Source organism: Paenibacillus sp. FSL K6-2859 (assembly GCF_038008265.1).
GTDB classification, from domain to species: Bacteria; Bacillota; Bacilli; order Paenibacillales; family Paenibacillaceae; genus Paenibacillus_AQ; species Paenibacillus_AQ nitricinens.
This window is the reverse complement of sequence record NZ_JBBOYU010000001.1, coordinates 2,680,750-2,706,994: the sequence shown is the minus strand read 5'-3', so window position 1 is coordinate 2,706,994 and position 26,245 is coordinate 2,680,750. Positions and strand designations below refer to the sequence as shown.

General features: G+C 42.8%; 33 protein-coding genes. 4 read left to right on the top strand and 29 right to left on the bottom strand.

The window, feature by feature from the left end:
* Positions 1-4: 4 nt before the first annotated feature.
* The 5 genes from MHB64_RS11775 to MHB64_RS11755 all read right to left on the bottom strand — a co-directional run bounded on the left by MHB64_RS11775 (position 5) and on the right by MHB64_RS11755 (position 4,916).
* Positions 5-751 (bottom strand): ABC transporter permease, encoded by a 747-nt coding sequence (locus tag MHB64_RS11775; RefSeq protein WP_094870119.1) that lies wholly within the window; start codon positions 749-751, stop codon positions 5-7.
* Positions 748-1,497 (bottom strand): ABC transporter ATP-binding protein, encoded by a 750-nt coding sequence (locus MHB64_RS11770; RefSeq protein ID WP_094870120.1) that lies wholly within the window; start codon positions 1,495-1,497, stop codon positions 748-750. The genes MHB64_RS11775 and MHB64_RS11770 overlap by 4 nt, the downstream gene beginning before the upstream one ends.
* A 124-nt stretch (positions 1,498-1,621) precedes the next feature.
* Positions 1,622-3,247, bottom strand: a complete 1,626-nt coding sequence (locus MHB64_RS11765; protein ID WP_341134472.1) for a glycoside hydrolase family 9 protein — start codon at positions 3,245-3,247, stop codon at positions 1,622-1,624.
* A gap of 155 nt (positions 3,248-3,402) precedes the next feature.
* The gene (locus MHB64_RS11760) at positions 3,403-4,152 is read right to left on the bottom strand and encodes a GTP pyrophosphokinase (RefSeq protein WP_042187155.1); all 750 of its coding nucleotides are present in this window, start codon (positions 4,150-4,152) and stop codon (positions 3,403-3,405) included.
* 185 nt (positions 4,153-4,337) lie between these two features.
* The gene (locus tag MHB64_RS11755) at positions 4,338-4,916 is read right to left on the bottom strand and encodes an LOG family protein (protein WP_341134471.1); all 579 of its coding nucleotides are present in this window, start codon (positions 4,914-4,916) and stop codon (positions 4,338-4,340) included.
* 97 nt (positions 4,917-5,013) lie between these two features.
* Here MHB64_RS11755 and MHB64_RS11750 point away from each other — a divergent pair, with 97 nt between their 5' ends.
* A complete protein-coding gene (locus MHB64_RS11750) occupies positions 5,014-5,331 on the top strand; it encodes a MazG-like family protein (RefSeq protein ID WP_341134470.1) in 318 nt (105 codons plus the stop codon).
* A gap of 105 nt (positions 5,332-5,436) precedes the next feature.
* Here MHB64_RS11750 and MHB64_RS11745 read toward each other — a convergent pair whose 3' ends face one another.
* Both MHB64_RS11745 and lepB read right to left on the bottom strand, forming a co-directional pair.
* A complete protein-coding gene (locus MHB64_RS11745) occupies positions 5,437-6,474 on the bottom strand; it encodes an HD-GYP domain-containing protein (RefSeq protein WP_341134469.1) in 1,038 nt (345 codons plus the stop codon).
* A gap of 126 nt (positions 6,475-6,600) precedes the next feature.
* Positions 6,601-7,098, bottom strand: coding sequence for a signal peptidase I (gene lepB / locus MHB64_RS11740; RefSeq protein WP_094875130.1), 498 nt, complete (start codon positions 7,096-7,098; stop codon positions 6,601-6,603).
* Positions 7,099-7,267: 169 nt separating this feature from the next.
* Between lepB and MHB64_RS11735 the strand changes: the two genes are divergently transcribed.
* Entirely contained in the window at positions 7,268-8,245 is a 978-nt protein-coding gene (locus MHB64_RS11735; protein WP_341134468.1) for an alpha/beta hydrolase, read from the top strand.
* Between the two features lie 140 nt (positions 8,246-8,385).
* Here MHB64_RS11735 and MHB64_RS11730 read toward each other — a convergent pair whose 3' ends face one another.
* A complete protein-coding gene (locus MHB64_RS11730; protein ID WP_094870128.1) occupies positions 8,386-8,781 on the bottom strand; it encodes a DUF4265 domain-containing protein in 396 nt (131 codons plus the stop codon).
* A gap of 368 nt (positions 8,782-9,149) precedes the next feature.
* Positions 9,150-10,007, bottom strand: a complete 858-nt coding sequence (locus MHB64_RS11725; protein WP_094875127.1) for an SDR family oxidoreductase — start codon at positions 10,005-10,007, stop codon at positions 9,150-9,152.
* Between the two features lie 195 nt (positions 10,008-10,202).
* Between MHB64_RS11725 and MHB64_RS11720 the strand changes: the two genes are divergently transcribed.
* Complete coding sequence (locus MHB64_RS11720) at positions 10,203-10,979, top strand: hypothetical protein (protein WP_094875126.1); 777 nt, start codon at positions 10,203-10,205, stop codon at positions 10,977-10,979.
* An 18-nt stretch (positions 10,980-10,997) separates the two neighbouring features.
* On the opposite strand, the gene MHB64_RS11715 is transcribed toward MHB64_RS11720, so the two are convergent.
* The 12 genes from MHB64_RS11715 to MHB64_RS11660 all read right to left on the bottom strand — a co-directional run bounded on the left by MHB64_RS11715 (position 10,998) and on the right by MHB64_RS11660 (position 17,664).
* Positions 10,998-11,789 (bottom strand): lipid II flippase Amj family protein, encoded by a 792-nt coding sequence (locus MHB64_RS11715; protein ID WP_094870132.1) that lies wholly within the window; start codon positions 11,787-11,789, stop codon positions 10,998-11,000.
* Positions 11,790-11,813: 24 nt separating this feature from the next.
* Positions 11,814-12,230, bottom strand: coding sequence for a ribosomal maturation YjgA family protein (locus MHB64_RS11710; RefSeq protein WP_094870133.1), 417 nt, complete (start codon positions 12,228-12,230; stop codon positions 11,814-11,816).
* Positions 12,231-12,233: 3 nt separating this feature from the next.
* Positions 12,234-12,470: a hypothetical protein gene (locus MHB64_RS11705; RefSeq protein WP_280788995.1), complete on the bottom strand. Its 237-nt coding sequence runs from the start codon at positions 12,468-12,470 to the stop codon at positions 12,234-12,236.
* Positions 12,471-12,654: 184 nt separating this feature from the next.
* The gene (locus MHB64_RS11700; protein WP_341134467.1) at positions 12,655-13,242 is read right to left on the bottom strand and encodes a histidine phosphatase family protein; all 588 of its coding nucleotides are present in this window, start codon (positions 13,240-13,242) and stop codon (positions 12,655-12,657) included.
* 18 nt (positions 13,243-13,260) lie between these two features.
* Positions 13,261-13,734, bottom strand: coding sequence for an NUDIX domain-containing protein (locus tag MHB64_RS11695; RefSeq protein ID WP_094870182.1), 474 nt, complete (start codon positions 13,732-13,734; stop codon positions 13,261-13,263).
* Between the two features lie 209 nt (positions 13,735-13,943).
* On the bottom strand, positions 13,944-14,090 hold the full coding sequence (locus tag MHB64_RS11690) for a hypothetical protein (RefSeq protein WP_156113097.1): 147 nt from the start codon (positions 14,088-14,090) through the stop codon (positions 13,944-13,946).
* 226 nt (positions 14,091-14,316) lie between these two features.
* Positions 14,317-14,883: a putative ABC transporter permease gene (locus tag MHB64_RS11685; protein WP_280788997.1), complete on the bottom strand. Its 567-nt coding sequence runs from the start codon at positions 14,881-14,883 to the stop codon at positions 14,317-14,319.
* A 163-nt stretch (positions 14,884-15,046) separates the two neighbouring features.
* The gene (locus MHB64_RS11680; protein ID WP_094870136.1) at positions 15,047-15,235 is read right to left on the bottom strand and encodes a hypothetical protein; all 189 of its coding nucleotides are present in this window, start codon (positions 15,233-15,235) and stop codon (positions 15,047-15,049) included.
* A gap of 177 nt (positions 15,236-15,412) precedes the next feature.
* A complete protein-coding gene (locus MHB64_RS11675) occupies positions 15,413-15,592 on the bottom strand; it encodes a hypothetical protein (RefSeq protein ID WP_042126589.1) in 180 nt (59 codons plus the stop codon).
* A 91-nt stretch (positions 15,593-15,683) separates the two neighbouring features.
* A complete protein-coding gene (locus tag MHB64_RS11670; protein WP_094870137.1) occupies positions 15,684-16,370 on the bottom strand; it encodes an LrgB family protein in 687 nt (228 codons plus the stop codon).
* Positions 16,370-16,780 carry a CidA/LrgA family holin-like protein gene (locus MHB64_RS11665; RefSeq protein WP_094870138.1) on the bottom strand — a complete coding sequence of 137 codons (411 nt, stop codon included), beginning with the start codon at positions 16,778-16,780 and terminating at the stop codon, positions 16,370-16,372. The genes MHB64_RS11670 and MHB64_RS11665 overlap by 1 nt, the downstream gene beginning before the upstream one ends.
* Before the next feature lie 209 nt (positions 16,781-16,989).
* Complete coding sequence (locus MHB64_RS11660; protein WP_094870139.1) at positions 16,990-17,664, bottom strand: NAD(P)H-dependent oxidoreductase; 675 nt, start codon at positions 17,662-17,664, stop codon at positions 16,990-16,992.
* 151 nt (positions 17,665-17,815) lie between these two features.
* Here MHB64_RS11660 and MHB64_RS11655 point away from each other — a divergent pair, with 151 nt between their 5' ends.
* On the top strand, positions 17,816-18,208 hold the full coding sequence (locus MHB64_RS11655) for a winged helix-turn-helix transcriptional regulator (RefSeq protein ID WP_094870140.1): 393 nt from the start codon (positions 17,816-17,818) through the stop codon (positions 18,206-18,208).
* A 16-nt stretch (positions 18,209-18,224) separates the two neighbouring features.
* On the opposite strand, the gene MHB64_RS11650 is transcribed toward MHB64_RS11655, so the two are convergent.
* The 8 genes from MHB64_RS11650 to MHB64_RS11615 all read right to left on the bottom strand — a co-directional run bounded on the left by MHB64_RS11650 (position 18,225) and on the right by MHB64_RS11615 (position 26,238).
* Positions 18,225-18,596, bottom strand: a complete 372-nt coding sequence (locus tag MHB64_RS11650) for a YkvA family protein (protein ID WP_094870141.1) — start codon at positions 18,594-18,596, stop codon at positions 18,225-18,227.
* Between the two features lie 111 nt (positions 18,597-18,707).
* Positions 18,708-19,346 carry a Vat family streptogramin A O-acetyltransferase gene (locus tag MHB64_RS11645; RefSeq protein ID WP_094870142.1) on the bottom strand — a complete coding sequence of 213 codons (639 nt, stop codon included), beginning with the start codon at positions 19,344-19,346 and terminating at the stop codon, positions 18,708-18,710.
* A gap of 119 nt (positions 19,347-19,465) precedes the next feature.
* On the bottom strand, positions 19,466-20,740 hold the full coding sequence (rhaA, locus tag MHB64_RS11640) for an L-rhamnose isomerase (RefSeq protein WP_341134466.1): 1,275 nt from the start codon (positions 20,738-20,740) through the stop codon (positions 19,466-19,468).
* A gap of 198 nt (positions 20,741-20,938) precedes the next feature.
* Positions 20,939-22,426 (bottom strand): rhamnulokinase, encoded by a 1,488-nt coding sequence (gene rhaB, locus MHB64_RS11635; protein WP_341134465.1) that lies wholly within the window; start codon positions 22,424-22,426, stop codon positions 20,939-20,941.
* Between the two features lie 27 nt (positions 22,427-22,453).
* Complete coding sequence (locus MHB64_RS11630) at positions 22,454-23,182, bottom strand: LutC/YkgG family protein (RefSeq protein WP_094870145.1); 729 nt, start codon at positions 23,180-23,182, stop codon at positions 22,454-22,456.
* The gene (locus tag MHB64_RS11625) at positions 23,175-24,728 is read right to left on the bottom strand and encodes a LutB/LldF family L-lactate oxidation iron-sulfur protein (protein ID WP_341134464.1); all 1,554 of its coding nucleotides are present in this window, start codon (positions 24,726-24,728) and stop codon (positions 23,175-23,177) included. The genes MHB64_RS11630 and MHB64_RS11625 overlap by 8 nt, the downstream gene beginning before the upstream one ends.
* Entirely contained in the window at positions 24,725-25,453 is a 729-nt protein-coding gene (locus MHB64_RS11620; protein ID WP_094870147.1) for a (Fe-S)-binding protein, read from the bottom strand. Before MHB64_RS11620 ends, MHB64_RS11625 begins: the two co-directional genes overlap by 4 nt.
* A 26-nt stretch (positions 25,454-25,479) precedes the next feature.
* A complete protein-coding gene (locus MHB64_RS11615; RefSeq protein WP_094870148.1) occupies positions 25,480-26,238 on the bottom strand; it encodes a DeoR/GlpR family DNA-binding transcription regulator in 759 nt (252 codons plus the stop codon).
* Between the last annotated feature and the right edge of the window lie 7 nt (positions 26,239-26,245).

The window sequence follows — 26,245 nt, the reverse complement described above, 5'->3', positions numbered from 1 at the left end:
TCATCTATTGTCTAAGCCGTTGATCAGGCGTGAAAAAGAGTCGGTAGCTCAGTACACTTAGCAGTATACTTGTTATGGCCGCAGAGGCGGTGAATGAGAACACAATCAGAATTTGATAGCGAACAGCGATTACTGGATCAGCGCCTGCTATAATCATACCCGTCATCATGCCTGGAAGCTGAACAAGTCCTACAGTCTTCATTCCGTCGATGGTAGGGATCATGCTGAATTTCACAGATCTTTTTCTAACTTCATGGATCGCTTGTGGAACCGTTGCACCGAGTGACAGCAGGGTCTCGATTTCCCCTTTGCTCTGCTGTATTTCGTGCTTGATATGGTTAATGAACAAACCGGAGACAACCATAGCGCTACCAATGGTCATGCCACTAATGGGAATGATATATTGCGGAGTTGCTTCAATAATATGTAAGCCGAGTAGAATCCCCATCATTAGGAGCTCCATAGTAGCGATCGCAAGTCCAATTCTCCAGACTAATCCATGCAGTCCTTTGCCTCTTTTCGCTGCATTCCATGCGGCTACACATATCATAAAGATTATTATCAAAACAACATAGATCATCTGATCGGTTTTAAAAATAAATTGCAGTACATATCCGACCGCAAGCAGTTGAATCGCCGATCTTATAGTGCCTACAATAATATCTTTTTCTAGTCCGAGCTTTTGCCATACCGAGAGCAGCATCGTCCCTAACACAAACAGCAGGGTAAAACTCAGCGCAGTATAACTCATATGAATGACGCTCCTTCTAACGGTCGGATAAACCTTTTCGCTAAAGCTTCCGCAGATTCAGCAAAAAAAGCTTCACTCAAGTGTTGTTCCAGCTTCCCTTTCCCCATAAACCATGTAGTTGTGCTTATTCGGCTAGCCTGCTTAAGGTCATGGGTCACCCAAATCATTGAAGTCCCTTCTTCTGTATGCCATTGTTCTAACAGATCCTCAACCCTTTGAGTGCTGTCAATGTCTAGTGAAGCAGTGATTTCATCAAGCAGTAGCACATTAGGACGCAATAGCAATGACCGAATCAGGGATATACGCTGCTTCTCACCGCCAGAGCAATCTGCTGCTTTTTTACTTAAATCCAATTGCTCCAGCCCTAGTTGTTCCAATAGCCGCATTACTAATTTAAGGTCATAGGGTCTGTCATGCAGCTTGCTGACGGTTCTAAGGTTATCCTCCACACTGCCAGGCAACATAACCGCTTGTTGTGCCACAAACCCGATTTTCATTCTCCACAGCCTTGAATCCATATTTTTGAATGAAGAGCCCTTGACAAGCATATCCCCTTCATCTGGAGCATCCAGCAGAGCCATTATTCTAAGTAGTGTGCTTTTACCTTGACCCGAGGCACCAATCAGAGCAATTCGGTCCGATTCAGATATTTCAGCAGAGATGTCCGAGAATAGATATTTCGAAGCTTGTTCACTGCTTTTCCAGTTCAATTTTGCAAGTTTTTGAATTTCAAAAATACTGTTCAATGCCATACCTCCTATTGCCAAACGAAAAAATATCATACCATTTCGTATTATAGCATTTTAGCTGCATAAAAAAAGAGAAAGGCATCTCCCCCATGAGACACGCCTTTCCCTAATATTAATTAATTTATTGATTAAATCGAGCCGTAACGAACACTGCTGGGGAATTCCAATAGATCGTTACCTCATTCGTAGAATAACTAAGCTCATGATCTGCAAAGCACTGAGCAGCAGGTTTCCCTTGTAAATGCTCTACAACATATTCATCATGAAGCCCACGATCTGGCCCCCCAGATACAAGGCCCGGCACAGGATCAGCCACATGGTCACCAACAGATGGACGATGATGCGGATGCATCACTGGATGATCGCCAAATCCGGTAACATAACTGATATCCAGTACATTGCGACCCATCAGATAGTGCAAATGATCTAGCGCACAGTCCGCAAAGCTCATATCGTCACTAAAATATTCAGCCACAACTAGCAGCATAGCATTGTTCATTACGAGCATGTTGCTTCCCCAAATATAGTCGTCCTCTTTTAAGGAGATCCTATAACCATCCCCACGACTCTGTTCCACTAACCGATCCGCTTCTGCTAGAAGTCCTTCTCTTAAGGAAGCATATAAAGCACGGTCTGACAGATCTTCACCATTTAACAGATAGGCAAGTGTGCCATAGCCCCCCATATCCGCCCAGCCTAGACTGTATTTTGGAAAAGATAATTCCACCAGCTGCATAACAGCATGATGGTATTCTTCTTTCCCCGTCGTACGATAGAGCTCCGCAGCTGCCCAATACCGCTCATCCTTGTCGTTCCCATCTCCATATTCCCCGGTGCTGATTTCTGGCGGATTTATAAACCCTGGTGCATCTGGATGTTGAACAAGCCATTCCCAAGCTAATGTTGCGGCATCCAGACATTTCTTCGCATAGGCTGAGTCAAAGGGCTCATATATCCGTGCTGCCATGGCCATGACTCCAGCAAAATCGCCAGTGGCGGTGGATGACACCGGTGAGAAATATAGATCTGCTGTATCAGCCTCTGGCATTACATCCAAGCCGGGAAAGCTCAGTGTAGTCAGTTTATGATACACTCCACCTGTTCTATAGTCTTGCATTTTGAACAACCAATCCAGCTCCACTTTGCATTCCAGCAGTACATCTGGAGTTATCCCCCCACTTTCAGGAATCGGGATAGCGCTTACAAAAGCAGAAGGATATAACTCATACGCTAGGAATAGATCAGCGATGGCCTTGGCTCCAGGTCCGCTGTATTTGCCATAATCACCTGCATCATGCCAGCCCCCAGAACAATCTAGCCTACGCTCGGTTTCACCATACACAATACCCTCTGCTGTATGACATGCCTTATGCTTCCATTCACCAGCATACTCTTCAGTTAACTCAACCCCGCAACGATAATAATAAAAGGCCTTCAGCAAGCCCTGTTGAAGCTCGTGATAAGGTTTATCTGAAATAATAAATGATGCCGAAGCTATCCCCTCACCTTGCTCAATCCGGTATCTGCCCACTGCATGAACCTCAGAAAAATCACCTGTATGTACAGTTACTCCGCTTGCCTCATCAAATCTGGGAGCACTTGTCTGCCCTTCAAATATAACATTTCCATGATCAACATCAACAACCTGAAAGTCATGTTCTGCACCAGTAAACACTGCAATCTTTTCTCCACCCACCGGATATCCGATTTGATTTACAGTGATGGTTCGGAGTCTACGCTCACTCATCTTCATTCTCCTTCATATCAATTTGATGAAGCCAATGATTACAAGTCTCTCTTTCAAGTTGAGAATACTCTATTCTAGTTGTACGTGGCAATGATAACTACAATAAAAAAACCTAGAGTTAACCAGAAACGGTAACTCTAGGTGATGTGATCAGCTTATTTGTCTCCAAGCAGCTTAATAAAGTTAGCCGGAAGTGTGAATTGCTGATTGTGAATCACTATACGGCGAAGCTCCTCAAAGGAACTAAGATCATCATCTTCATCGTCGTCTTTGATTTCCTTAATGTCCCGATGCAGTCGCTCCATTTGCAGATCAAGTGCATGAGCGGCATCCGCTGCATTTTTCAATTCACGCGTCATACTCTCTGGTACTGACTTATTATATTTATAGAAAATTTTATGTTCGAGACTTGCCCAGAAATCCATAGCAATGGTACGAATTTGTACCTCAACGCACACTAACTCCTGACGATCTGACATAAAAACAGGTACCTGAATCAGCAAATGCAAACTTTGATAACCGTTAGGCTTGGGATTCTTAATATAATCCTTCACTTCAAGAACCGTTAAGTCGTCCTGCTTCTGAAGCATTTCACTTACATGATAAATATCTGAGATAAAAGAGCAGGTAATTCGTAGACCTGCAATGTCTTTAATACAATTTCTCACAGAATCTAGAGATAATTCTCCATTTTTGCGGAGCATTTTGTTCATAATACTCTCGGGAGACTTGATTCTCGATTTGGTATGTTCAATAGGACTGTAATCGTGAAGAGACTGAAACTCCTGTTTGAGGATCTCAATCTTCGTCTCCATCTCATCAAGTGCAAATTTATAAATCAACATAAATCGGGTGATCTCGTGCTTAAGCTTCTTAAATTGTTCGATTTGATTCTCGGGGGTCATTATCCATTTCTCCTCTTGTAGCTTTTCTCTATATTTATCATAGCCAATCCACTAGTGAAATTCAAATTCAGCAAATCCCATATTTCAAATGGGGTATTCACCTACCCATATTCTACCACAACAAATGATTAGCAGAAAAAGAGCTCCCTCTCGGCAGCCCTTCCATCTGTTACAGTAACTGTTCTCTAGTTAAGCTGTTTCCACTTTTGTTCCAACGTTTGAGGGACATAGCTTTCTAGTTTTTTTAATAGTTCCGAGGGTTCTTGGTCTATATTTAACAAGCTAAGATGTGAAGCGTTAGAAAATCCCTCGTTAATGCTGTGTTGAATCAGATTCATCAGAGGATCAAAATAATTTTTGATATTTAAAACCCCTACCGGTTTCTTATGTATACCGATTTGTGACCAGCACAAAACCTCAAACAGCTCTTCATACGTCCCAAAACCGCCGGGTAAAGCAATAAAGCCATCTGCCAGCTCCCCCATTTTTGCTTTTCGTCCATGCATATCGTCCACTTCTATCAGCTGTGTTAATTCTCTATGTACCATCTCTCCATTAAACAATCCCCTAGGCATAACTCCGATCACCTCACCTCCACCGTTCAAGACAGCATTAGCGACTTCACCCATTAATCCAATTCTTGACCCCCCGTAAATTAAGCGATAATCGTTCATAGCCATATTGTTACCAAGTTCAACAGCTTTAGCTTTATATTCCTCATGCACCCCTAAATTCGACCCTGCAAAAACACAAATTGATTTCAAATCCTCATCCCCAAACTATATATTGATAATATCCGACATCTAATATACTATATGTTGGAGAATAAATCATATAAAAGATTAAGGAGTGCTACATAATATGGAGATCAATGAAGTGCAGAAATGGATTAAAAGTTATTATGGACAAAGAGGCTGGACCGATTATGGTCCTTTTATACGGGTTGGATTTCTTATGGAAGAGACCGGTGAGGTTGCACGGGCAGTACGCTCCTATGAAATCGGAAGAGATCGCCCAGATGAAACTACCCCTCCACCAGAGCAACTGAAACACGACTTGATTGAGGAAATTGGTGATGTGCTAGGAAATATAGCCTTGTTAGCCGATTTGTATGGTATCACTTTAGAAGAGGCATTTACTGCACATAAGGAAAAATTAGTTAAACGCTTTAATTCCTAAGGAGAAGTAGGAAAAGGGCTACAATCGGCATTTAAAAAAGGCTACCCCACGATCTTAGTGATCGAGTGGATAGCCTTCCCTTTATTTTCGTAACGAAAATATTTATTAAATAAATACTTCCTCAACGGTCAAATTTCGCTCCTTGGATAAATCCCTAAACGTAGATTCATCTACTTTCACTAACGGTTTAAAAATATCCAAAGGATTGTTCATAATAATCGTACCTTGCTCTCCGTTGCTAAGCTGAACACTTTTACCTACAAAGTTCGGCAGTAAATGTCCAATCAAAGCTTGTACCGCATTTCCATTCAGCTTTCCAAAGCCCAGCTCATGCACCTTGCGCAGAACGGTTATCAGCCCTTGTTTGGGTTGATTCACTCTTGCAGAGGTCATCCCAACATAGGCATTAGCAACAGCCACAATCAGTGTATACGGGTGCAGGTCCGCCTTACGAAGCATATTAGGATAACCGGTCCCATCCTCGAATTCATGATGCTGAAGCGCCACCAGAGCGGTCTTCTCGTCATTCATAGATTTAAGAATAATATCGTATCCATACGAAGTGTGACGCTTTAGTTCTTCAGTTTCTTCAGGGGTTAAGATCCCCGTCTTATTTAAGATAGAGGGGTCGATCTGACTTTTTCCTATGTCGTGTAAATACCCTGCCCGGCTAATCTCGTAGCGTTCTTCTTTGGTATAACCTAACCAAGTCGCTATGTAAAAGGATAGCAGTCCGACCTGTAATGAATGATTGTATGTACCAACGTCTTCCCGTTCAAGCAACAGCAATAAGGAAACTACATCCTTATGTTCATCCATTTTTTCCAGCAAGGGCTGCAACGTAAGATCTACATCTGACTGCGTGAAACTGCCATTGCTGAGTGCCTCTAGAAAAATAGATTCATAGTTTTGGATCGCTAGATCAAAGTTTCCATTTAGGCTTTGTTCCAGATTCGTTCCCTCATTATCCATCGCAATGCTGCGAGGTTCAATATCAACATAATCGATACGATGTCTCATCAGGAGGGTGATTTCTTCTTGGTAAACAATTGTCCCTTTTGGGAGCACGTGTAAACCAACACTATTAAAAGTGTCCAACATAAGACAATCGCCATGTTTGAGATCCGTGACATGAGCTTTCAAAATTCTGCACCCTTCCTATCAATAGGTATATTTTACCTTAAGGATAGCTAAATTATTCCAAAGTCACAATATGGTTAAAGTCTCATTAACACTCACAATTAGTTCAAAAGACCCCCGCTACATCACCTAAAAAGGAATACTAAAGTCCGCTATCACTTTTCCGATCAACTGATCCTTCGCTACAAAAGGAGTAGCCCAGAGATGAGCATCATTGCTTATATTCCGGTTATCTCCGAGAAAAAAGTAATGATCCGCCGGAACTGTAACGGGCCCAAAAGTATAGTCCATCCGCTCATTAAGATAGGGTTCATTGATCTCCGTTCCATTTCTGTAAAGGGCTCCATCTTTAATTTCAATGGTATCACCTGGCAACCCTATCAACCGCTTTACATATCTTTTATGCTCATCACCCGCTACCGGGGGCGTAAACACGACGATATCTCCATGATCGAGTGTCGTCATCCATAACATTTTTTCCACGATTAGACGGTCATTAATTTCAATTGTAGGAATCATAGAGCCAGTAGGAACCCTCATGGCTTCAGCAACATAAGTTCTTACAAACAAAGATAGGACCACTGCAATAGCAACACTTGGCAAATATTGTTTGATAAATTTCAACATAATTGCTCACCTCATATTCATTTTATAGACACTTTGATCGGTGCAGAAGCTTTTTACGCTCGTTCATATTCAGTTCATATTGTCGTCATGTAGGGTTCACCTTCATGGGGTAAGCTTCCTTTAGCAACTCATTAAGATAGCTAGAATAAACCGATTAGAACAGGAGAAGATGCAAGTGAAACCAGAAGAAGAGGTTATTAAAAAAAAGATGAATAAACCGCTTAAAATTATACTTATATCCTTAGGGGCTTTAGCTACTGCAATAGTACTTTTTCTAGTGACTGTTTTTGTAGCTAATATTTTCTTAAATAAATCGGACCAAGCTAAAATAAAACCCTATGGTCAGTCTGTAAGCGTCGATGGTAAAAAAATGAATGTTTTGATTCAAGGAAATGGCGAAGAGACAGTCGTGCTCTTACCTGGTTATGGAACGGTGGCACCGGGACTTGATTTTAAGCTGTTAATAGATGAACTATCCCCATTTTACAAAGTTGTCGCGATTGAGCCTTTCGGTTATGGATTAAGTGATAGAACTGAAAAAGAACGAACCACGGAAAATATTGTAAGTGAAATTCATGAAGCTGTAAAACAGCTTAATATTGACCGTTATATTCTAATGGCACACTCTATTTCCGGTATGTACAGTTTGAATTATGTGAACAAATATCCAAACGAAGTGAGTGCATTTGTCGGGATTGATAACAGTATTGCAACGGAAGACAGAATAGATGTTAAAATACCAACAGGAAAATTAAAACTACTTAGATCATCGGGCTTGGGCAGATTGGTATTGAAATCTAGTGGAAATCCCTATGCTGGATTGCCGTTTGATGAAGAAACTAAAGAACAATTGAGATTGTTTACGCTTAGAAACACTTATAATTACACTCACTTAAATGAAATGGGACATATGGCTTCTAATTATAAAGGGGCTCTAAATTCAACTTTTCCAAAAGATCTTCCTCTTTTGCTCTTTGTACAAGGGGATGATACTCTCTTAAAAGATTGGATATCATTGCATGAAGAGCAAGTCAAAAACTCCGTACAAGGAAAATTGGTAAAACTTGATGCAGGTCATTATCTGCACCATACCAAATCAAAAGAAATCGCAGAAAATTTCAAGACATTTATGAAAGAAATAAAATAATATAGATTGTATCGCTCAGATTGTCTAAACCGCGTTTCACCTATTCTCCGTGCTGCTGCATCATGTGCAAGCTTCCTTGCATTTCATGCCGCAGCTTTTTTTTCTTATTCACACTCGTTAATATTTACGTACCCACACTTCTAAAACCGCTCAATAATGCGATTCATTTCCCCATCCACATCGATCAATGTATTCTTAGGAATATGAATGACCAACAAACCGCCAAAGATCTGTTCACATTTCCCATCATTCTCTGTGATCCGTTGTTTAAAAGCAGAAATGGCTGTTGAATCAACAGCCTCTTTACTGAGGAGCCAAGCGTACCTTTTGAAATGAGATTTCTGTACCGTTTCCTGATAGTAATAGATCCCTAGTTCTTCTTTCACCCGTATAATATCACCCATTGTAACACTTGGATTAAAAATCGGTGTCTCTTCGATACGGTATTTATCTTTACCCACTGGAGTAACATCAAGGATTTCAATTTCACGGCCTGCTGGATCGAAGCAAATATGTAGTCCTGACGAATCTAGCATCGACACACCTCAATTCTATTCAAAATCTGATCTTGATGATTCTAAATAACGCAAAACACAATAAATACATTAAGCTTGTAATCCCGAACAACCTGAAGATTCCCGGCGTTAAAAACATATATATACTGTATGGAAAACTCCAAATAAAGGCGAGAAGCATGAGAGGACTTCTATCTAAAGAGATACCTATCGCAAGTAATCCGGCAGGCAACACCAGCATTACCATACTTATTATAATACTGGATTGATTCGTAACCTCAGCATACGGATTAATGAATATAAATATAAACCATAAAAAAACGGTCATCAAACTGGATACATATCCAATAAGTTTAATGATTGTTAAGTTTATGGATTGCTCCATTCCATCACCTCAATTCTTTCGCAATCATTCTCTCCAGCCATTTCCACGGGAGCAGCGTTTTGCCTAAGATCAAGATCCGGGTGCCTTTGCCGATAGGATACCGAAGCCTTGGTGACTTCATTTCAGTAATTCGACCGATGAGATCTGCCACTTGCTTTGGATCAGGTGCAGTTTCAGCGGTATGCTTGGAATATCGTAGCACAGCATCCAGACGATCTCTATAAGGAGAATCCTCGGCTGGACGAATTTGTTCCATTCCTTTTCCCCAAATCGGAGTACGGAATGAGCCAGGTTCAATTAATACTACACGTATTCCATAAGGAGACATTTCATGACGCAGACTTTCACTGAATCCTTCTACTGCAAATTTGGAAGCTGCATATGGAGCATACCCCGGAAACCCGGACAACCCGCTTATACTCCCCACGTTAATAATCGTACCACTTTTCTGTTCTCGCATAACTGGCAGCACAGCCTTTGTCACCGCGACTAATCCGAAAAAATTCGTCTCCATTTGCTGGCGCCATTCCTCCATACGTAGCTCTTCTATGAAGCCACCTATAGCAAAGCCTGCATTATTTACCAAAACATCAATTCTTCCGAATGTTTCGTGTACTGAGGATATAGTCGCCTGTATAGACTCACTATCGGTAACATCCATAGTCATAAAATGAAGCTGCTTTAAGAGTCCTGCTTGCTCTGCCTGCTGCTCAAGCGCGCCTTTACGACTCAAATCGCGCATGGTTGCTACAACTTTGAATCCCTGTCCAGCCAGTTTCAAGGCTGTGAGCAGTCCAAATCCACTAGAGGTTCCGGTTATTAAGGCCACTCGATCATGCATTCGATCTAGATGTGAATTCATCTTTGACTCTCCTTATGTTTCATTATTCCAAAAAGCAAACAAATGTTCTTTTTCAGATTGACTATCCATTAATTTCAAGTTATAGTAAGTGTATCATTTATATTTCTGCGAGAGAAGCACCTCGCAAGATAGGCATTCATGCCTATCTTGGAGGTGCTTTTTTGCGCGCATAGACTAATTAAGGAGCTGAAATGAATGTTTATTCACAATTTTAGTTATTTAAAGCGGTTTGTCCAATTCATCCTAGTAGTAGCCCTCCTCAACATCAACCTAACATTAGCTTCAGCAGGTACAGATTGGGAGTCAGCCTTAGATGACATTAACGGTCTCCATGCTAATTATACCTCACTTCAAGTAGCCCTCAAGTCCTATAGCTCAAAAATTCAAATGTTACGTAAGCAGAATAATGAAACACTGAAATCTATTCATTCTGTCATAGAGTCAACAGATAAGGTTCTGCTGAGTCGTTTATCATCTGAAGCTACGTCAGCTCAGAAGAAACATGCTCCCCTGCTGGAACAATACAGCACACTCAGTAAGCAGTCTACCGCAGCCAAGAAAGCTAAGGATTTTAAGACAGCCACTCTCCTGGATCTAAGACGCAATAAACTCAAAGCTGCGGTAACACTCGCTCGCACTGAAATGAAGGCGAAGACAGACGCATTGGCAACTGCCCGCAAGCAAACCGCTGCCAAGATCAAGCCTGTCAAAGATGCTCTGGCCCCGATCACAGCTTTGAAGAAGCAAATCACCGCCGAGAACAAGAATATCGCTATAGCACAGAAAGTTCGTTCAGAAGCAGATAAACAATATAAATCGGCTGTAAAACAAGGGGATGCGATTACGGCAGCAATAAAAATGAAAGCATCCTTTGAGCAAATGAAACGAATTCATGACATGCATCAAAATATTTACAGCTGGGAGCAGAAGATCTCCCTAGCTCTACGATCTGCAGAGTCTAAGCTTCCATAATGATTCGCTCCCACCGGCTCATATCAGCTTCACTAATATACTAATTAGTTGGGCTGCGGGCACAATCAGGAGCTGAGCAAATATAGTACCTAGAAATCGTGAACCCATCAATACCACATATATTTTTCCTAGCTGATCACGGTATTCTACATTTTCAGTGGCTTTATGGGTAATAAGACCAAGCTGTGGGTCGATAAATATGGTCAGCAGTATAGTCGCCATTCCATTAATCAATCCAGAGGCTTGAGAAGCAGTCGTGCTATATTGAGGCATTAGATGAGCAGCATACAAAGATGAAATGACCCCTACGGTGTAAAAGGCTGTAACAAAAACATTCATAACAATAAAACGTTTAGGAATCCCCAAGTATCTGAAGTTATATAGATTCACTTTTGGTTTTCTTATGTATTTTCTAGTATTTTTTAACTGCCCGATCGTTACGCTCGTAAGCAGCTTGGGAATAGAACCCTCGATTTCAAGCTTTGAGATGATTCTCCCAAACAAGCCTACGAAGGTTGGAAAAATAGCAATGGCTATTAATGTCCCTAATGAAGAAGCTAATAATATAATTCTCAGGTAATTAAGTAGTGGGAAATCAGAATGTATTTTGGCATAATCTACGAATTTAGCCGTCAGTGGAGCTTGAATCATGTTTGCAGTTCTTGACACGAGAACAATAATGCCTGTCAAAGACAAAGCAATAGCTATCTTGTTCAGCTTCACCCCGGCGTATCTTACCGAATAAGATAACGTTTCTGCTGTATGAATAATCATTGTAAGCAAGCATACTACAATCAAGCTATTTACCATTTGTAGGTTCATCTCCATTGAGAACTATTTATCTATTCGGTGCAGTTTTGAGCGAAAGTATTGATCCAGTCCGTAAGAAAGCGTAATTCCAACGGTATATCGTACAAGGTCAATCCATAGGAATCCCTTTCCGAGAATCAACCCGCCGGGTACGGTAGCACGGATGCTGTTGATCCACTCTGCTTGATACAGTTGGCTGAATTCTATACCGAAGCTAAACATCAGGCTCCACATAAAAGCGATCCACAGCTTCCGGTTCACTAGCAGAACGCGAAACATAAAGTAAACCATACTGCCCCACAGCGCGTCTCCAAAATGTCTCGTTACAAACAAGGGTAGCTGTTCCGAGAATGCTCTAGAGCATAACCCCAGTACAATAACAATTAGGCAGATGCATCCATAAATAACTCTTTCTTTTAAAGCCTTGACTCTCATTTCCATCCTCTATCCTGCGTCTGACTTGAAGTTTATGCTTGCTATAATATTTATCATCACGATATAAAATGGATAAATAATCATGGCCCCTATTATGATTAACCCTGTTACTGGTACTGGTTTATCCGCAGCTTCTGTAATCGGGAACCATGCTGCGAATAAATTAATGAACAGAATCAAATATGGATACCACAGGATCGTAGTGAAATACTTGGATTTTTTACCGTTCAAATATTTTTTTGTCATCCAAACAAACCAATAGAACAAAATATAAATAACACAAATATGAAGATAAGCTCTAAGTTATTTACTTTATCCAGCTCCAAGCCAGAAATTCTACTAATACGATAAATATTCACTAGTAGCTCTATTACGACAAACAACATAAAGGCATAAAGTACGCTTAACGAATTAAGCTTAATAAAATATTTCATTTACTCAGTACTTCGGGGTTCCACATTCGTTCCACACTAGTAAGCTCTAATTCATCAAATTCCAGCCTATAAATATCTGGTTTCGAAGTCTGCTCAAAGAACTCATAACCATACTCTTTATTGAAGTAATTCAGGATAATGGTCATGATATTCCCGTGGGTACCTAGTGCAATTTTGCCGCCTTTATTTTGCTGGATCAATTGCTTCATGATGGGGATCGCACGCTCTTGCGCTTCCTGAGTACTCTCTCCATTCGGCATTTTATATTGTAAGTCTGTGAATGATGTCCGGATCGCCTGAAGAAATTCTTGTTCACTGATCTCGATCTCCATGCTTGCTATGGCTCTTTCTCTAAATTCCTCATACAACTCAATTTCATGCTCCGAAGCTTCAGCCAAATATTTAATGGTATCTATCGCTCGTCTATAAGGACTGGAGACAAAATGTGTGATCTCTTCCTCCGCCAACAGTTCTTTAATTCTAAATGCGTCCTCATGACCTTTATCAGATAATCCTCGTTCTCTCTCATCCCCAAGCACAAAAGGTGATACGGCGTGTCTAATCATATAAATAAAAGTCTTCATGAATTACTCCTCTCCAGCTCATTCAAATATCGTCTTTGTCACTTCGCGGTCTTTCTTGAAAATCTCCACTGGATAGGGAATGGCCATCTCGGGCAGCTCACTCTCTTTAAAGAACTTAAATTCTTCGACTTCTCCATCCATTGCTCTCAGCGTTCCACGGATGATAGAACACTCAAATACGATGACTGTATATTCCACCTGATCTCCATTGTTATATTCGTATCTATATTTCCCTCCGCCAAAAACCCCAAGAATGGTAGTAGGATGCACCATTAATCCAGTCTCTTCATATACTTCTCTGCGCAAAGTTCTTCCCGGTCGTTCCCCTGGCTCGATGGCGCCTGCTGGCAATCCCCACAAAGACTCTTCAGGTTTTCGAATAAACAGAATTTCATCTTCTTTATTTCTTATTACTGCAGCTACGGAAGGCATCATTAATAACTCTGAACCCACTTTTCCTCGGATCTCCTGATAATACTCAGACATCGGCACGTTATTCATCCACCCTCTCACACTGTTTTATAGAACATCATCCATTTTCCTCCGGCTTCCCAAAAATCCACATTATGTATATATTAGACATCTCTGTGATGGAATCCTTTAGATTCGGCAATATGCTTAGCGCAGAACAAAAAAAGCTTCCGAACGGCTCAATACTTTCTGAGGTCCGGAAGCAGTTACAATGAGGTGAGACTTTGAGCTTAATGTTTCCCTTTGTAGCCGGCAAGCTGTACGATCATGATGACAAGAACAAGCAATGAAATGAGCTGGTCAATACTCATCTGCGTCCGCCTCCAATCCCAAATGAAGGATGGCTCTTCGGACGGCATTTCCTCTCCCAAGGACACTGCTTCGTTCCCCTTATACACACTATGTAACATGAGTTCCAATTATTACTTCCACATCATCTAGTTGATCTTCGCCGAACACTTTAAAGCCATTTTTGGACAAGACGTCCTTCCTCATACCACTTCAAGAAATGAGCATCCAGACACGGAACATCACCATTATACAAAACTGATATGTTTGTGCTTCATATACAAAAGAATGCTTATGTTGTTCATATAGACATCATTAATCTTGATATTGGGGGGTCTTCTCACTTCTATACCGACTCCAGCAAGTCCACAATAAATCAGCCATAAGATAGAGTCCCACGAAAGGATAAATAATTCCCCAAACGTTATGGACTTGTGAATATAAAAGCTCCATGAACGGCTGAATCCCAAATACACAAGCTACCGATAGCGCCCACCAATATAGGGAGAATCGAAGGCAAATATGCCCTTGCAGTTGATAAGACATCCCTGAGTAATCCCACCATTGCTTTTGAAAGACAGTCTTCAGCAACCTACCACTTACATATTCAACAGCTGAAGGAACGACTAACGCAAGCAGGAGGAAAATTGGGAAAGGTAGGGTTAAGTCTCTGGCAATCAGTAGAAGCAGTGGTGCAAATCCATACATTGGTTTAAAAGGACCTTTTAGAAAGCCTTCTTTGCGAAAGCTTCCATTACTATATAAGTTATATGTACCCTCCAATACCCAGCCTAAAAAAGAGTAGATCATAAAATAAAAGAAATATTGGCCCGCCACTGCCATCGCAGGTTCTCCGCTTGAAGAAAATATAGAAGTCATCATATTTATACACCGCTCCTAGTTGTCATTATTTTCTTAAATATCCATCCGGCCCTATTATGCCTTAATCCTTCAGGAGATATGCGCAACAAAAAAGACATAACCCATAGGTTATGCCTTCATTACAAAATATAAGGAGTAAAGTGGATTCTCTAGCCTTCCACGCTTATGGTTTAAGTTGTTCTTCAGGATTCTGAGCCGGGATCAGCGACTGATCGTCGTATTGTTTCTTTAACGTATCCATTGTAAGCTCACTTCTTACGCCAAAGTTTGAACCATATTTTTTCTCAGAGTTACCTGCTAGAGCCTCGCCACGTTTTTGCCGATATCGGCTGTTCTCGTTCCGACTACGCATTTCATTTCCTCCCTGCAACAAGAATGGCTGAGATCTGTGGAATTAGCGAAAAGCAACGACGAACTTGGATAAAATACTCTGATGAGGTTGTACTTGATTCCATTATACAATAATTACTAAAACGATCTCAAGAAAAAACAGACTGTCCGATGAAGGACAGCCTGTCTTCCGAATCATTTAGTCTAAATCGTTAGGAAGCGGATCAGGATGAGAGGACTCTGCAGGCTTGGCTACCCAATCGTCTGCTTCTGGCTCGATGTCCACGCCATTCTCCATCTTCTTAATTTCAGCTAATGAATCGCCGTCTTTATTTTCCTTGTTGCGGATTTCCGCTTCATCTTGAGAATAATCTGACATGTGAAATCCTCCTCAGGTGCTTTGCTTTATTTGTTCCTTAGTTATAGTTACCCGATGGAGTGTTTTGCAAACATAGTTATGATGATTGAATTTAAGGGTACATGATCCAAGCTACCACCGGACCGATACATGAACCGACAATAGCACAGACGGTCATCGCTACGGAGCTCATTGAAACTGATTGTTCTCCATATTCCAGTGCCTTTGCAGTTCCAAGTGCATGAGAACCCGTTCCTAACCCGATCCCAATCCCAACTTCGCTTCGAATCTTAAACAGCTTAATAATGAGAGGACCGCCAATCGCACCTGTAAATCCGGCAATCATTACAAATACGGAGGTTAGCGAGGAGTCCCCGCCTAAACCATTCGAGATCTGTATCGCTACAGGTGTGGTGATCGACTTTGGCAATATGGACAAAACATATATTTTAGAGAATCCTAGCCCTGCCGCCAAAAGCAAACCACTAAACATCCCTATTAACAAACCTACAATAGCGCCCCCTAGGATCGCCGGAAAATTCTCAACTAACACATTACGTTGTTTATATAATGGATAGGCTAGCGCCACTACAGCAGGTCCCAGTAGCTGATTAATCCACTGACCACCTATCATATATGTATCATACGGAATATGAAAGTATAGAAGTAGTGCTACAACAAGGGCTGTGGCTGTTAGCGCGGGAATAAGAACAGGAAACCGAAAACGTCTATATACCACGGACATCAATAAATAAATTGCAACATTAAGCAGGACAATTCCTGTCGCGATAAAAAACATTATATTTCCTTCCCCTTTTCGCTTAAGCTCTTGCTGTTCCAGCCCGCCTTACTCTTGTCTTTCAAGGTTGAAAGCCATTGACTGGTATGTGCTGCGACTGCAATAGTGAGCACGCTGCTAACGATAAGAATCAAGATTAACAGCAAACCTCTCCCACTAAAAATATCCATATGCTTCACGATCCCAGCCGTCGCTGGAATAAAAAATAACGGAAGATAAGCTAATATTGTTGTTGCACCCTCTTCAATCCACTTCACTGGTACAACCTTGAATAGCAATAAAACAAAGAGCAGAAGTAATCCGACGATACTCCCAGAAACAGGAAGATGCAGCTGCTTTTGCAGGAAGTCTCCAGCCAAGTAGAACAAATAAAGCAGGAACACTTGGATAATTATGCGAATGATTTTCATGATGCAGGATCCCTTCATTATTAAATTAACTCGATAAAGCTTAAAATGGGTCACCTCAATAAGAGTATCAGAGTTTTCATGAAAATTTCAATTACTTTTCGAATCTTGTAAGAATTAAACAAAAATAACCTGTATGATCTCCGGAACGCCGGAGACTTTACAGGTTAGTTATTTTCGTTATGCTGCTCTAAATTGAAATCCCAGCTTATTTAAACCCACTGAATGACTTGCTCTGCGCTTTGTCGTGTTTTTCCACGCGGTTCATTCAAACGATATCCAAAGGCTACCATGCAGGAGATTCCAAAATGTTCGGCCTCCATAATCCCCTCTTCGGTAAGAATCTGCTCTAGCTTCGCCTTATCGAAACCTTCCATTGGGCAAGAATCGATTCCGATTAAAGCGGCTGATGTCATCATATTACCAAGGGCTATATAAGTCTGCCGGCAGCTCCATTCGAACATTGCCCGCTCATTCTCCATCAATCCGAAATCAACCTTCAGGAACTTATCGTACATATTACCTTTCCCTTCCATCACTTCTGGAGGCAGCGCCTGGACATGCTCCATCATCCCTCTAATATAGTCGGAATCAGCAGACATATCTTTAGGAAGACGGGAGAGAATCAATACAAAGTGACTTGCAGTTGGCAATTGCTTTTGTGCTCCCCAGGCATGAGTTCGTAATTTCTCGCGTATTTCCGGACTTTGTACTACGACAAAACGCCAAGGCTCAAATCCGAATGAACTTGGTGACAGACGTCCTGTTTCCAGAATAAACTGAAAGTCTGACTCACTAATTTTCTTATGACTATCAAATTCTTTAGTTGCATGTCTGAATTGGTAGGCAGACAGGATTTCATTTTTGTTTAATGATAAAGTATCCATATTTAACACTCCTTTTGTTTGCTTAGAACCAACGACCCATTTGACTGTTTGCCGTTCTCATGCATAATATTAGAATATATATCACTTCTTTAAAAGTACGCACATTAATGTTATGTAGTATACAAAATGATACTATGGGAGTTGAACGGCTATGCGTGATCGAAAAGGTGGATTCGGAGATCACCCAGAAAGCAATAAGGAAGCTTGCCCTGTGGAATTTACGCTCGATGTTATAGGAGGAAAATGGAAGGGGATCCTCATCTATCACTTAATGGATGGAACGAAACGCTTTAACGAATTTCGACGGATATGCCCAGGAATCACTCAACGCATGTTAACCTTGCAGCTTAGAGAGCTGGAAGAAGATGGAGTTGTTCACCGTGAGGTCTACCATCAGGTTCCCCCGAAAGTCGAATACTCATTAACTGAATTTGGCAAGACGCTGACCCCTATTATTAAACTCATGAAAGACTGGGGAGAGGTTTACAAAACAAAACAGCTTTCCGCAGAAAGCTGTCCAGAAGGTATGGATATTACGGTGTAGCTCAAAGCTGCACCTTCTATTTTTCAAAAAATGCTTCAGCCTTTTCCTTATGTTCATCCGTAACCTGACCTGAGATCGCTTTGATTCCTGCTGCAATAATTGCAGCATCATCCGTAAATCCAAGTCCGAGAATCGCATCCGGTATCGCATCAATCGGGGAGATGAAATAAGCCAACGCTCCGAAGGCAATTCCTTTTGCCCATAAAGGGGTCTTTGCGTCGACTGCGCAATAATACATCGCAATAGCATCTTTAGTAAATGGGATCTTGCCTGCGAATTTTTTAGTTTTTGTCCAAAAATTCCGCGTCACCATCTCCTCGTTCTCTTTACTGTATGGAAACTTCTCTGCTGTGAGTTCCGTGGTGATCTTATCATCATCTTTCTTCATTAGAATTTCCCTCCGCAAGGTTCATATGAAGTTCATACAGTCAGTATACCCTCAGCTATTATTTATATCTTTAAGATAAACTATAGCTCGTTCTATGAAACTTACACAATATCATTTAATTTCTTTGATTTTATTCAAATCACTGCTGCATAACGCTTCAAGATTCTTAAAGATTCGCTCGGCATCCCAATCCCACCACTTAAGCGCTTCTAAATATTCGATCAGTTCGTCATCAAAACGTTGTCTAATTACTTTACATGGATTTCCTCCAGCGACACTATAAGCCGGGATATCTTTCACAACTGTTGAATTGGCCGCGATGACGGCTCCATTTCCAATATGTATACCCGGCATAACCGTAACATTCTGTCCAATCCACACATCGTTGCCGATCACCGTATCTCCCTTTATGGGTAGATCTGATAGTTCTGGAACCGCATGCTCCCAGCCATTAGACATGATATTAAAAGGGTAGGTCGTAACGGAATTCATTCGATGGTTCGCACCATTCATGATAAATTCAATACCTTTAGCAATCGCGCAGAATTTCCCAATAATAAGCTTATCCCCAATAAAATCATAGTGATGAGTCACATGCTCCTCAAACTTTTCCGCACCGTCTATATCATCATAATACGTATAATCGCCAACCGTAATATTGTTTCTTGTAATCACATTTTTGATATAACAGATGCTTTTGATCTGTTCATTTGGATAGAGCGCATTCGGATCGGGTCCATATTTCTCCATAATAAAGCCTCTCTCTCTTTTTTTGATAAAACATACCAGAGATCAAAGATCTTTTCAAATAAGTACGAATCATGAACATAAAAAGCGGCTACCGTGTGGTAACCGCCATTACAAGTACTTTATCGCTTTGATAAAACATCTACTTCGTATTGCTTCACATCGCTCAGCCAGCTTTCTCGGACAGGCACACCATTCGTCGCACAATAATAATCCCAAATAGCTCCGAACGGATAAGATTTCAATTCCTCTACCAGTGCAAGTCTAGTAGTATAATCTCCATCCAGTTCAATTTGCTTCAATAGCTCTATCGGTTCCAGCATCGCACGTAGCAGGGCTTTGATTGTGTTACGTGTTCCGATCACCCAAGCGGCAATGTGATTAATACTTCCGTCAAAGAAATCAAGTCCAATATGAGTTCTTTCTAGGAATTGACCTCTAACTAGTTCACGAGCAATCTCCAGCAGTTCATCATCCATAGTCACCACATGATCACTGTCCCAGCGTACTGGACGGCTAACATGCAGCAACAATTGATCACCAAACATCAGCCAAGAGGATAATTTATTCGAGATAGTCTCGGTTGGGTGGAAATGCCCAGCATCGAAGCATACCGCTTTGCCCCGGCTTAGTGCATAACCCATATAAAATTCATGCGAACCTACCACATAACTTTCCGAGCCAATTCCGAACAGCTTACTTTCTACAGCATCAATGTTATATTGCTGATCGATCTCCTCGCTGAAGATCTCGTCCAGTGATTGCTGAAGTCGCACTCTCGGTGACAGACGGTCGATCGGTGTATCTTTATATCCATCTGGAACCCAGAAGTTGGTTACACAAGGCTGACCCAGTGCCTGACCGAAAGATTCGGAGATTCGGCGTGAAGCCTTGCAATGAGCAATCCAGAAGTTGCGGATTTCAGGATCCGAGTGACTTAGTGTGAAGCCATCATTAGCTTTTTCATGAGAGAAGCAAGTGGGATTGAAATCTAATCCTAGTCCCTGCTCCTTAGCCCAGTTCACCCATCTTTCAAAATGCTTAGGCTCTAACGCATCAAGATCTACTGTTTCTTCCGTATCGGCATAAATAGCATGTAAATTAACTTTATGACGTCCTGGGATAAGTGCTAGTGCTTGCTCCAAATCACGGCGCAGTTCCTCCGGATTTCTAGCTCGCCCCGGGTAACTGCCCGTGACCGCGATCCCGCCACTTAGTTCCTCTTCCTTATTCAGGAAGCCCTTTACATCGTCTCCTTGCCAGCAGTGCAATGAAATTTTGATTGCTGCAAGCTGCTCTAATACTTTATCTACGTCAATGCCGTGCAGTTCGTAGAGCTTTTTCGCCTCATTATAGCTCGTCTGAATGCTCCTTAAGCTTTCTGTATTCTGCTCCATGCTTGAGCCTCCTGTTATTGTCTTTGTGATTTTATTTAGGGGGATTTTTGCTCCACTTTGGCACGTTTTCCGCTTTTTGCGCCCGATGAGAGGGATTTATACCCCTTTTTCACTCACTTTCCGCTTTTCACTCCCAATGTGGGGTATTTTCGCCCTTCTCCGCTCACCCGCAGCTATTTCACCAAATCAAAGTTACTCTTAAACGATCTGTAGCCGAGCAAACTCAGCCAATGCCGCGGTTTTTAGGGAAGCGTCCATCTCATGTGGAATGTAGATTGTTACATCAAATGAACGATATATAATTTCTCTTGCTTCTTTAATATTTGCGACCGTACCCACACTGATCATTTGCATAACTACATTACCTAATGCGGTGGATTCCGTCGGACCAGCGTAAATCTCCATCGCTAGCAAATCCGCCGCAACTTGGCATAGCAAACCATTATTCGCCCCTCCGCCTACAATGTGCAGACGCTCCCACTTCTCACCGGTTAATAGCTGAAGATCCTGAACATAGAAATAGTAAGAAAGAGCAAGACTGTCAAACACACATCTGGCAATCTCCCCTGGTGTCTTTGGTACCAACTGTCCGACTTCCGCACAATAGTCCTGTATCTCGCTGATCATGTTGGATGGATTCATGAATCGTTCATCATTGCAGTAGATGATTGATCTAAAAGGAATCTCTTGCTCTGCCAGCTCCACCAGTTCGCCAAAGCTGTATTGACCACCATATTCCTCACGAACCTTTTGGATCAGCCACATCCCCATAATGTTCTTAAGAAAACGGAACGATCCGAAGGCTCCCCATTCATTTGTATAATTGCGCTCCATCGCTTCTGGACTTGTGATAGCTGAAGCTCGTTCCACCCCGATGAGTGACCAAGTACCACTACTGAGAAATCCCCATTTGTCGCTACTTGCAGGAACGCCTAGTACAGCTGATGCTGTATCATGAGTGGCAACTGCTATGAACTTACAATCTGGAAGATCACCGCGTGCCGCCAGGTCATCAGTCAATCCGCCAATTTGTTCCCCAGGTTCCGTTAAGGGGGGGAATTGCTCTTTTGAAAGACCAAGCAGTGCCAGTAAATCAGTATCATAATCCCGAGTTTGCAGATTCAGCAGACCCGTGGTTGAAGCATTCGTGACTTCACTAATTCTGCGTCCCGTAAGCCGATAATAGAGATAATCAGGGACCAGCAGGATTGAATGTGCTGCTTCAAGATCTGCCTGATCATGCACAAACAGCTGGTACAACGTATTAATCGGGAGAACTTGTATCCCCGTCTTACCGTAAACGCTTACAGTTGATATATTACGATGTAGGCTTTGTACCGCTCTATCTGTTCTGGAATCACGATAAGAAAAAACTTCATGAATTCGTGTACCCTTCTGATCCAGAAGTACGTAATCCACGGCCCAAGTGTCAATTCCGATGGTACACTGCTCAATTCCTTTTGACTTCGCCTTCTGCAAGCCTTTTACTATTTCAGCAAATAAATAATCGACGTCCCAATAAAGATTACCATTCTTCTCAGAGAACCCATTACTAAAACGGTGGATTTCTGTTAATGATAAGTTTCCTTCCGGTTCTTGCAAGGTTCCGCAAACGACTCTCCCACTAGAGGCTCCAATATCAATAGCAATATGATTCTGACCCTGTTTATGCGCCCCAGCATTCATTCTTAAACAACACTCCTTATCTCCTCATCAACCTACCAGCAAGGCGAATACGATTCCCGGGCCATGCACACCTATCGTCAGATCATTCTCAATATCCGCTGAACGGCTGGGTCCAGAGATAAAGTGAATACCTGCGGGGAGACCCGATTGTCCCGCTTCATCAAAATCAATAAGCACCTCACCCAGACGAGTCTTCAGCCGTTCGAGCGGAATGATGGCAATTAATGCGGTGGGCAAAAGGCTGACAGAGCGCCCTTTATCCGCAGAAGATAACACTGTAATTGAGCCGGTATAAGCAACTGCATAATCCGCGAGCACAATCCCAATATCAGCTTCCGCCGCCCTAGCTTTCCATGCTTCTTGCATATCCGTATTCCAGACAGATACCCGCGTATTTTCAAGCTCCTCTTCTAATCGAAGTGCCGCAAGCTCAGCTACATTTTGCCGAAGAATATAACGGGCGAGCATCTCACTCGCTTTATTGACGATAAAAGCTTTAGCTTCATCCATCGTTGCCACGCGAAACACATGTCCACCTGCACTTTGAAAATTCGCAGTAAATTGATCGATGCGTTCTTCTGGACTCCACTGGAATTCTTGCCAATAATCTGGAGCGCCGCGAAAAGGATGTGCAGGAGCCGTAGTCGTTCTTGGATGCTTCAAGCGACGAGCGATATCGTTCATGAATACCTGCTGTTTCTCACGAGAATCATGGTCCATACGCTCCAGCCATTCTATGTGCGTTTCCTCAGTCATATCCGGGCTCTCCTTTCAGCTCTTCACGCTTTCGCTTCGCTAATAAATCTTCCATCCGTTTCTGTATCGACGGGTCCATCTCGCGAATATTATTGTCTAACTCCTCCTGCAGCCCTTTCCAGCTCTCGCGGAAGGATTCATCCGCCAGCTTCGGAGCGATCCGATAGTTATTCCAGCCTTTCAGCGGCCCAAACTTAGACGGAATTCCGCCGTCTCTCACAAGCAGCTTTTGTCCGATTCTGCCTACTTTCATCACATTACTGAATCGCTGTGACTTCGCCATAATCGCACCAAAGCCTTTCATGCCAAGACCTTCCGCTTTGTCTCCGTAACCTCGCTCTACCTTACGCCGACGTAAATAGATAAGCATATCATGCAGAGGGATTTTGACTGGACAAGCTTCATAACACGCACCGCACAGACTTGATGCACCCGCGATATCATCCCATTGATCTACATTTTTGTTCAGCGCTGGGGTCAACACCGCTCCGATCGGTCCACTATAAGTCCCGCCATAGGCATGACCGCCAATATGACGGTAGACAGGGCAGGCATTCAGACAGGCTCCACAGCGTATGCAGTTCAGTAGCTCCTGAAATTCTGGATCGCCTAGCTGCTCAGATCGACCATTATCAAGGATAATAATATGCTGCTCTTCCGGCCCGTCCCCGTCATCCTTCCTACGGGGTCCCGAAATACCGGACATATACACTGTTAGCTTCTGGCCAGTTGCTGAACGCGGCAATAACGTAGCCATCACCTCAAGGTCGCTCCAGGAAGGAATAATCCGCTCCATCCCCATCAAAGTGATTTGCGTCTTCGGCAAGGTGGTGACCATACGAGCATTGCCCTCATTCTCGAATAGCACCATGGAACCTGTCTCTGCAATCGCAAAATTGCATCCCGTCATCCCAATATCCGCTTCGAGGAACTTCTCCCGTAGCTTGCGCCGTACAAATCCTGCAAGGATTGTAGTCTCAGGCAAAAGCTCCTCCCCTGCCTCCTTGGACAACAGTTCAGCAATCTGATAGCGGTTTTTATGGATGGCTGGGATAATGATATGAGACGGGGTTTCTCCGGCAAGCTGGATAATATATTCGCCAAGATCTGTCTCAATCGTCTCCACGTCAATGGATTCAAGCGCCGTATTCAAATGCAGCTCCTCAGTCACCATCGATTTTGATTTGACCACGGAAGCCGCTTGTTTCCGCTGCGCAATCTCTAAAGCAATCTTCACTGCCTCTTCACCCGTTGCCGCAAAATGAATATGCGTGCCGTTCGCTCTTGCATTGTCCGCAAATAGATTTAAGTAATAATCCAAATGAGCGATTGTATGCAGGCGAATTTGTCGCCCACGTTCGCGCCATTCTTCCCAGTGCCCATGATCGTTCGCCGCTTTCTGTTTCCCGTCACGCAGTCTTTCCGTAGTAAAGCGAACCGCCTTGCGTAAAAATTCATTATTCAGCGCCAAATCTGCACGCTGTTTTACCGTAGCTGGCTTCACCTTATTCGATTCCGATTTAGTCTGAGCGGCATTCTGACTCATTGTCCACTCACCCCCTCATACAGTAGCTCTGCTAAATGCATGACTCGGACCGGTTTGTGGCGATAACGCAAATTCCCAGCAATGTTCATGAGACAGCCCATATCCAGACCTGTTAAGACTTCAGCTTCCGACTCCAGCACATGATCTGACTTCTCGGTAACCATCGCCCCGGAGATATCAGACATCTTCACGGCAAAGGTTCCGCCAAACCCACAACAGTCCTCAGCAAAAGGTAGTGGTACTAGCTCCATCGCCTTCACATTCTGCATAAGTAACATAGGCTCATCACGAATCCCCAGAATCCGAGTGCCATGACAGGAAGGATGATAGGTAACTTTATGCGGAAATACTGCCCCAAGATCCGTGACGTCAAGCACCTGTACCATAAACTGGCTGAACTCATAGGATTTACGCTGCAAATTCTGCGCCTTGACCAAATTAACCGGATCATCCTGAAACAGTTTCGGGTAATGATGAAGCATCCCGGTGCAAGACCCGGAAGGAGCAATGACAAAGTCACTGTCTTCGAAAGCCTGCAAAATCGTAAGCGCAGCTTGACGTGCCTCATTCCAATAGCCACTATTGTACGCAGGCTGTCCGCAGCAGGTCTGCACTTCGGGAAAATCCAGCTGCACGCCATATCTGGCTAGCAGACGTGCCATTGCTTCTCCGACCTTTGGGTACACAGCATCACTGATGCAAGTAATAAACATCGATACCTTCATGTCTTCACCTCCTGCAACACTATTATCTACACGGTTGTTATTGCGATGTTCAGCTCCTGTAGCTGCTTTAGCTGTTCTGTGGCAGGGCTGTAATCCGTTATTACAACATCCAGTTCACTAGTCGTGGCAACATGTGTGAACGCTTGAATTCCGAATTTGCTGGAGTCACAAAGTAGGATCACCTGCTCCGCAATAGAAATCATCTTTCGCTTTACCATCGCTTGCAGCTCATTCGATTCACTGGCGCCGCGTTCGAGATGAAATCCTTTGCAGGAAAAAAACATCTTATCCACGTGATACAACTCAAGCGAACGCTCGGCTAAATGACCAACAAAGGACATCGATCTTCGGCTCAGCTGACCGCCAGTTGAGATCACATCTATTCGTTCCTTCCCACTTAACTCCGCAGCTACCTTAATAGAATTAGTCAGTACAGTTAGTGGCATATCCGGCAAATGTGAGGCCATATACCATGCAGTTGTGCTAGCATCCAGCAAAATTCGATCTCCCGGCTTTATCATCAGCACTGCTTCACGAGCAATCTGCTGCTTCTCCGCTGCGTTCATAATTTCACGTTCAGCATAGGGCGTCTCTGGCTGACGATCACGCAGACTGACTGCACCGCCGTGCGAGCGTAGCAGCCTCCCCGCCTTTTCCAAGCGATCAAGATCACGGCGGATGGTCTCCTCCGTCACTTGGCATAATGTACTCAGTTCCGAGACACGAATGCTGCCACGTTCATTCACTAGTTCTACGATTCTTTCATATCTGTCTGCAATCAGCATGTCTTCC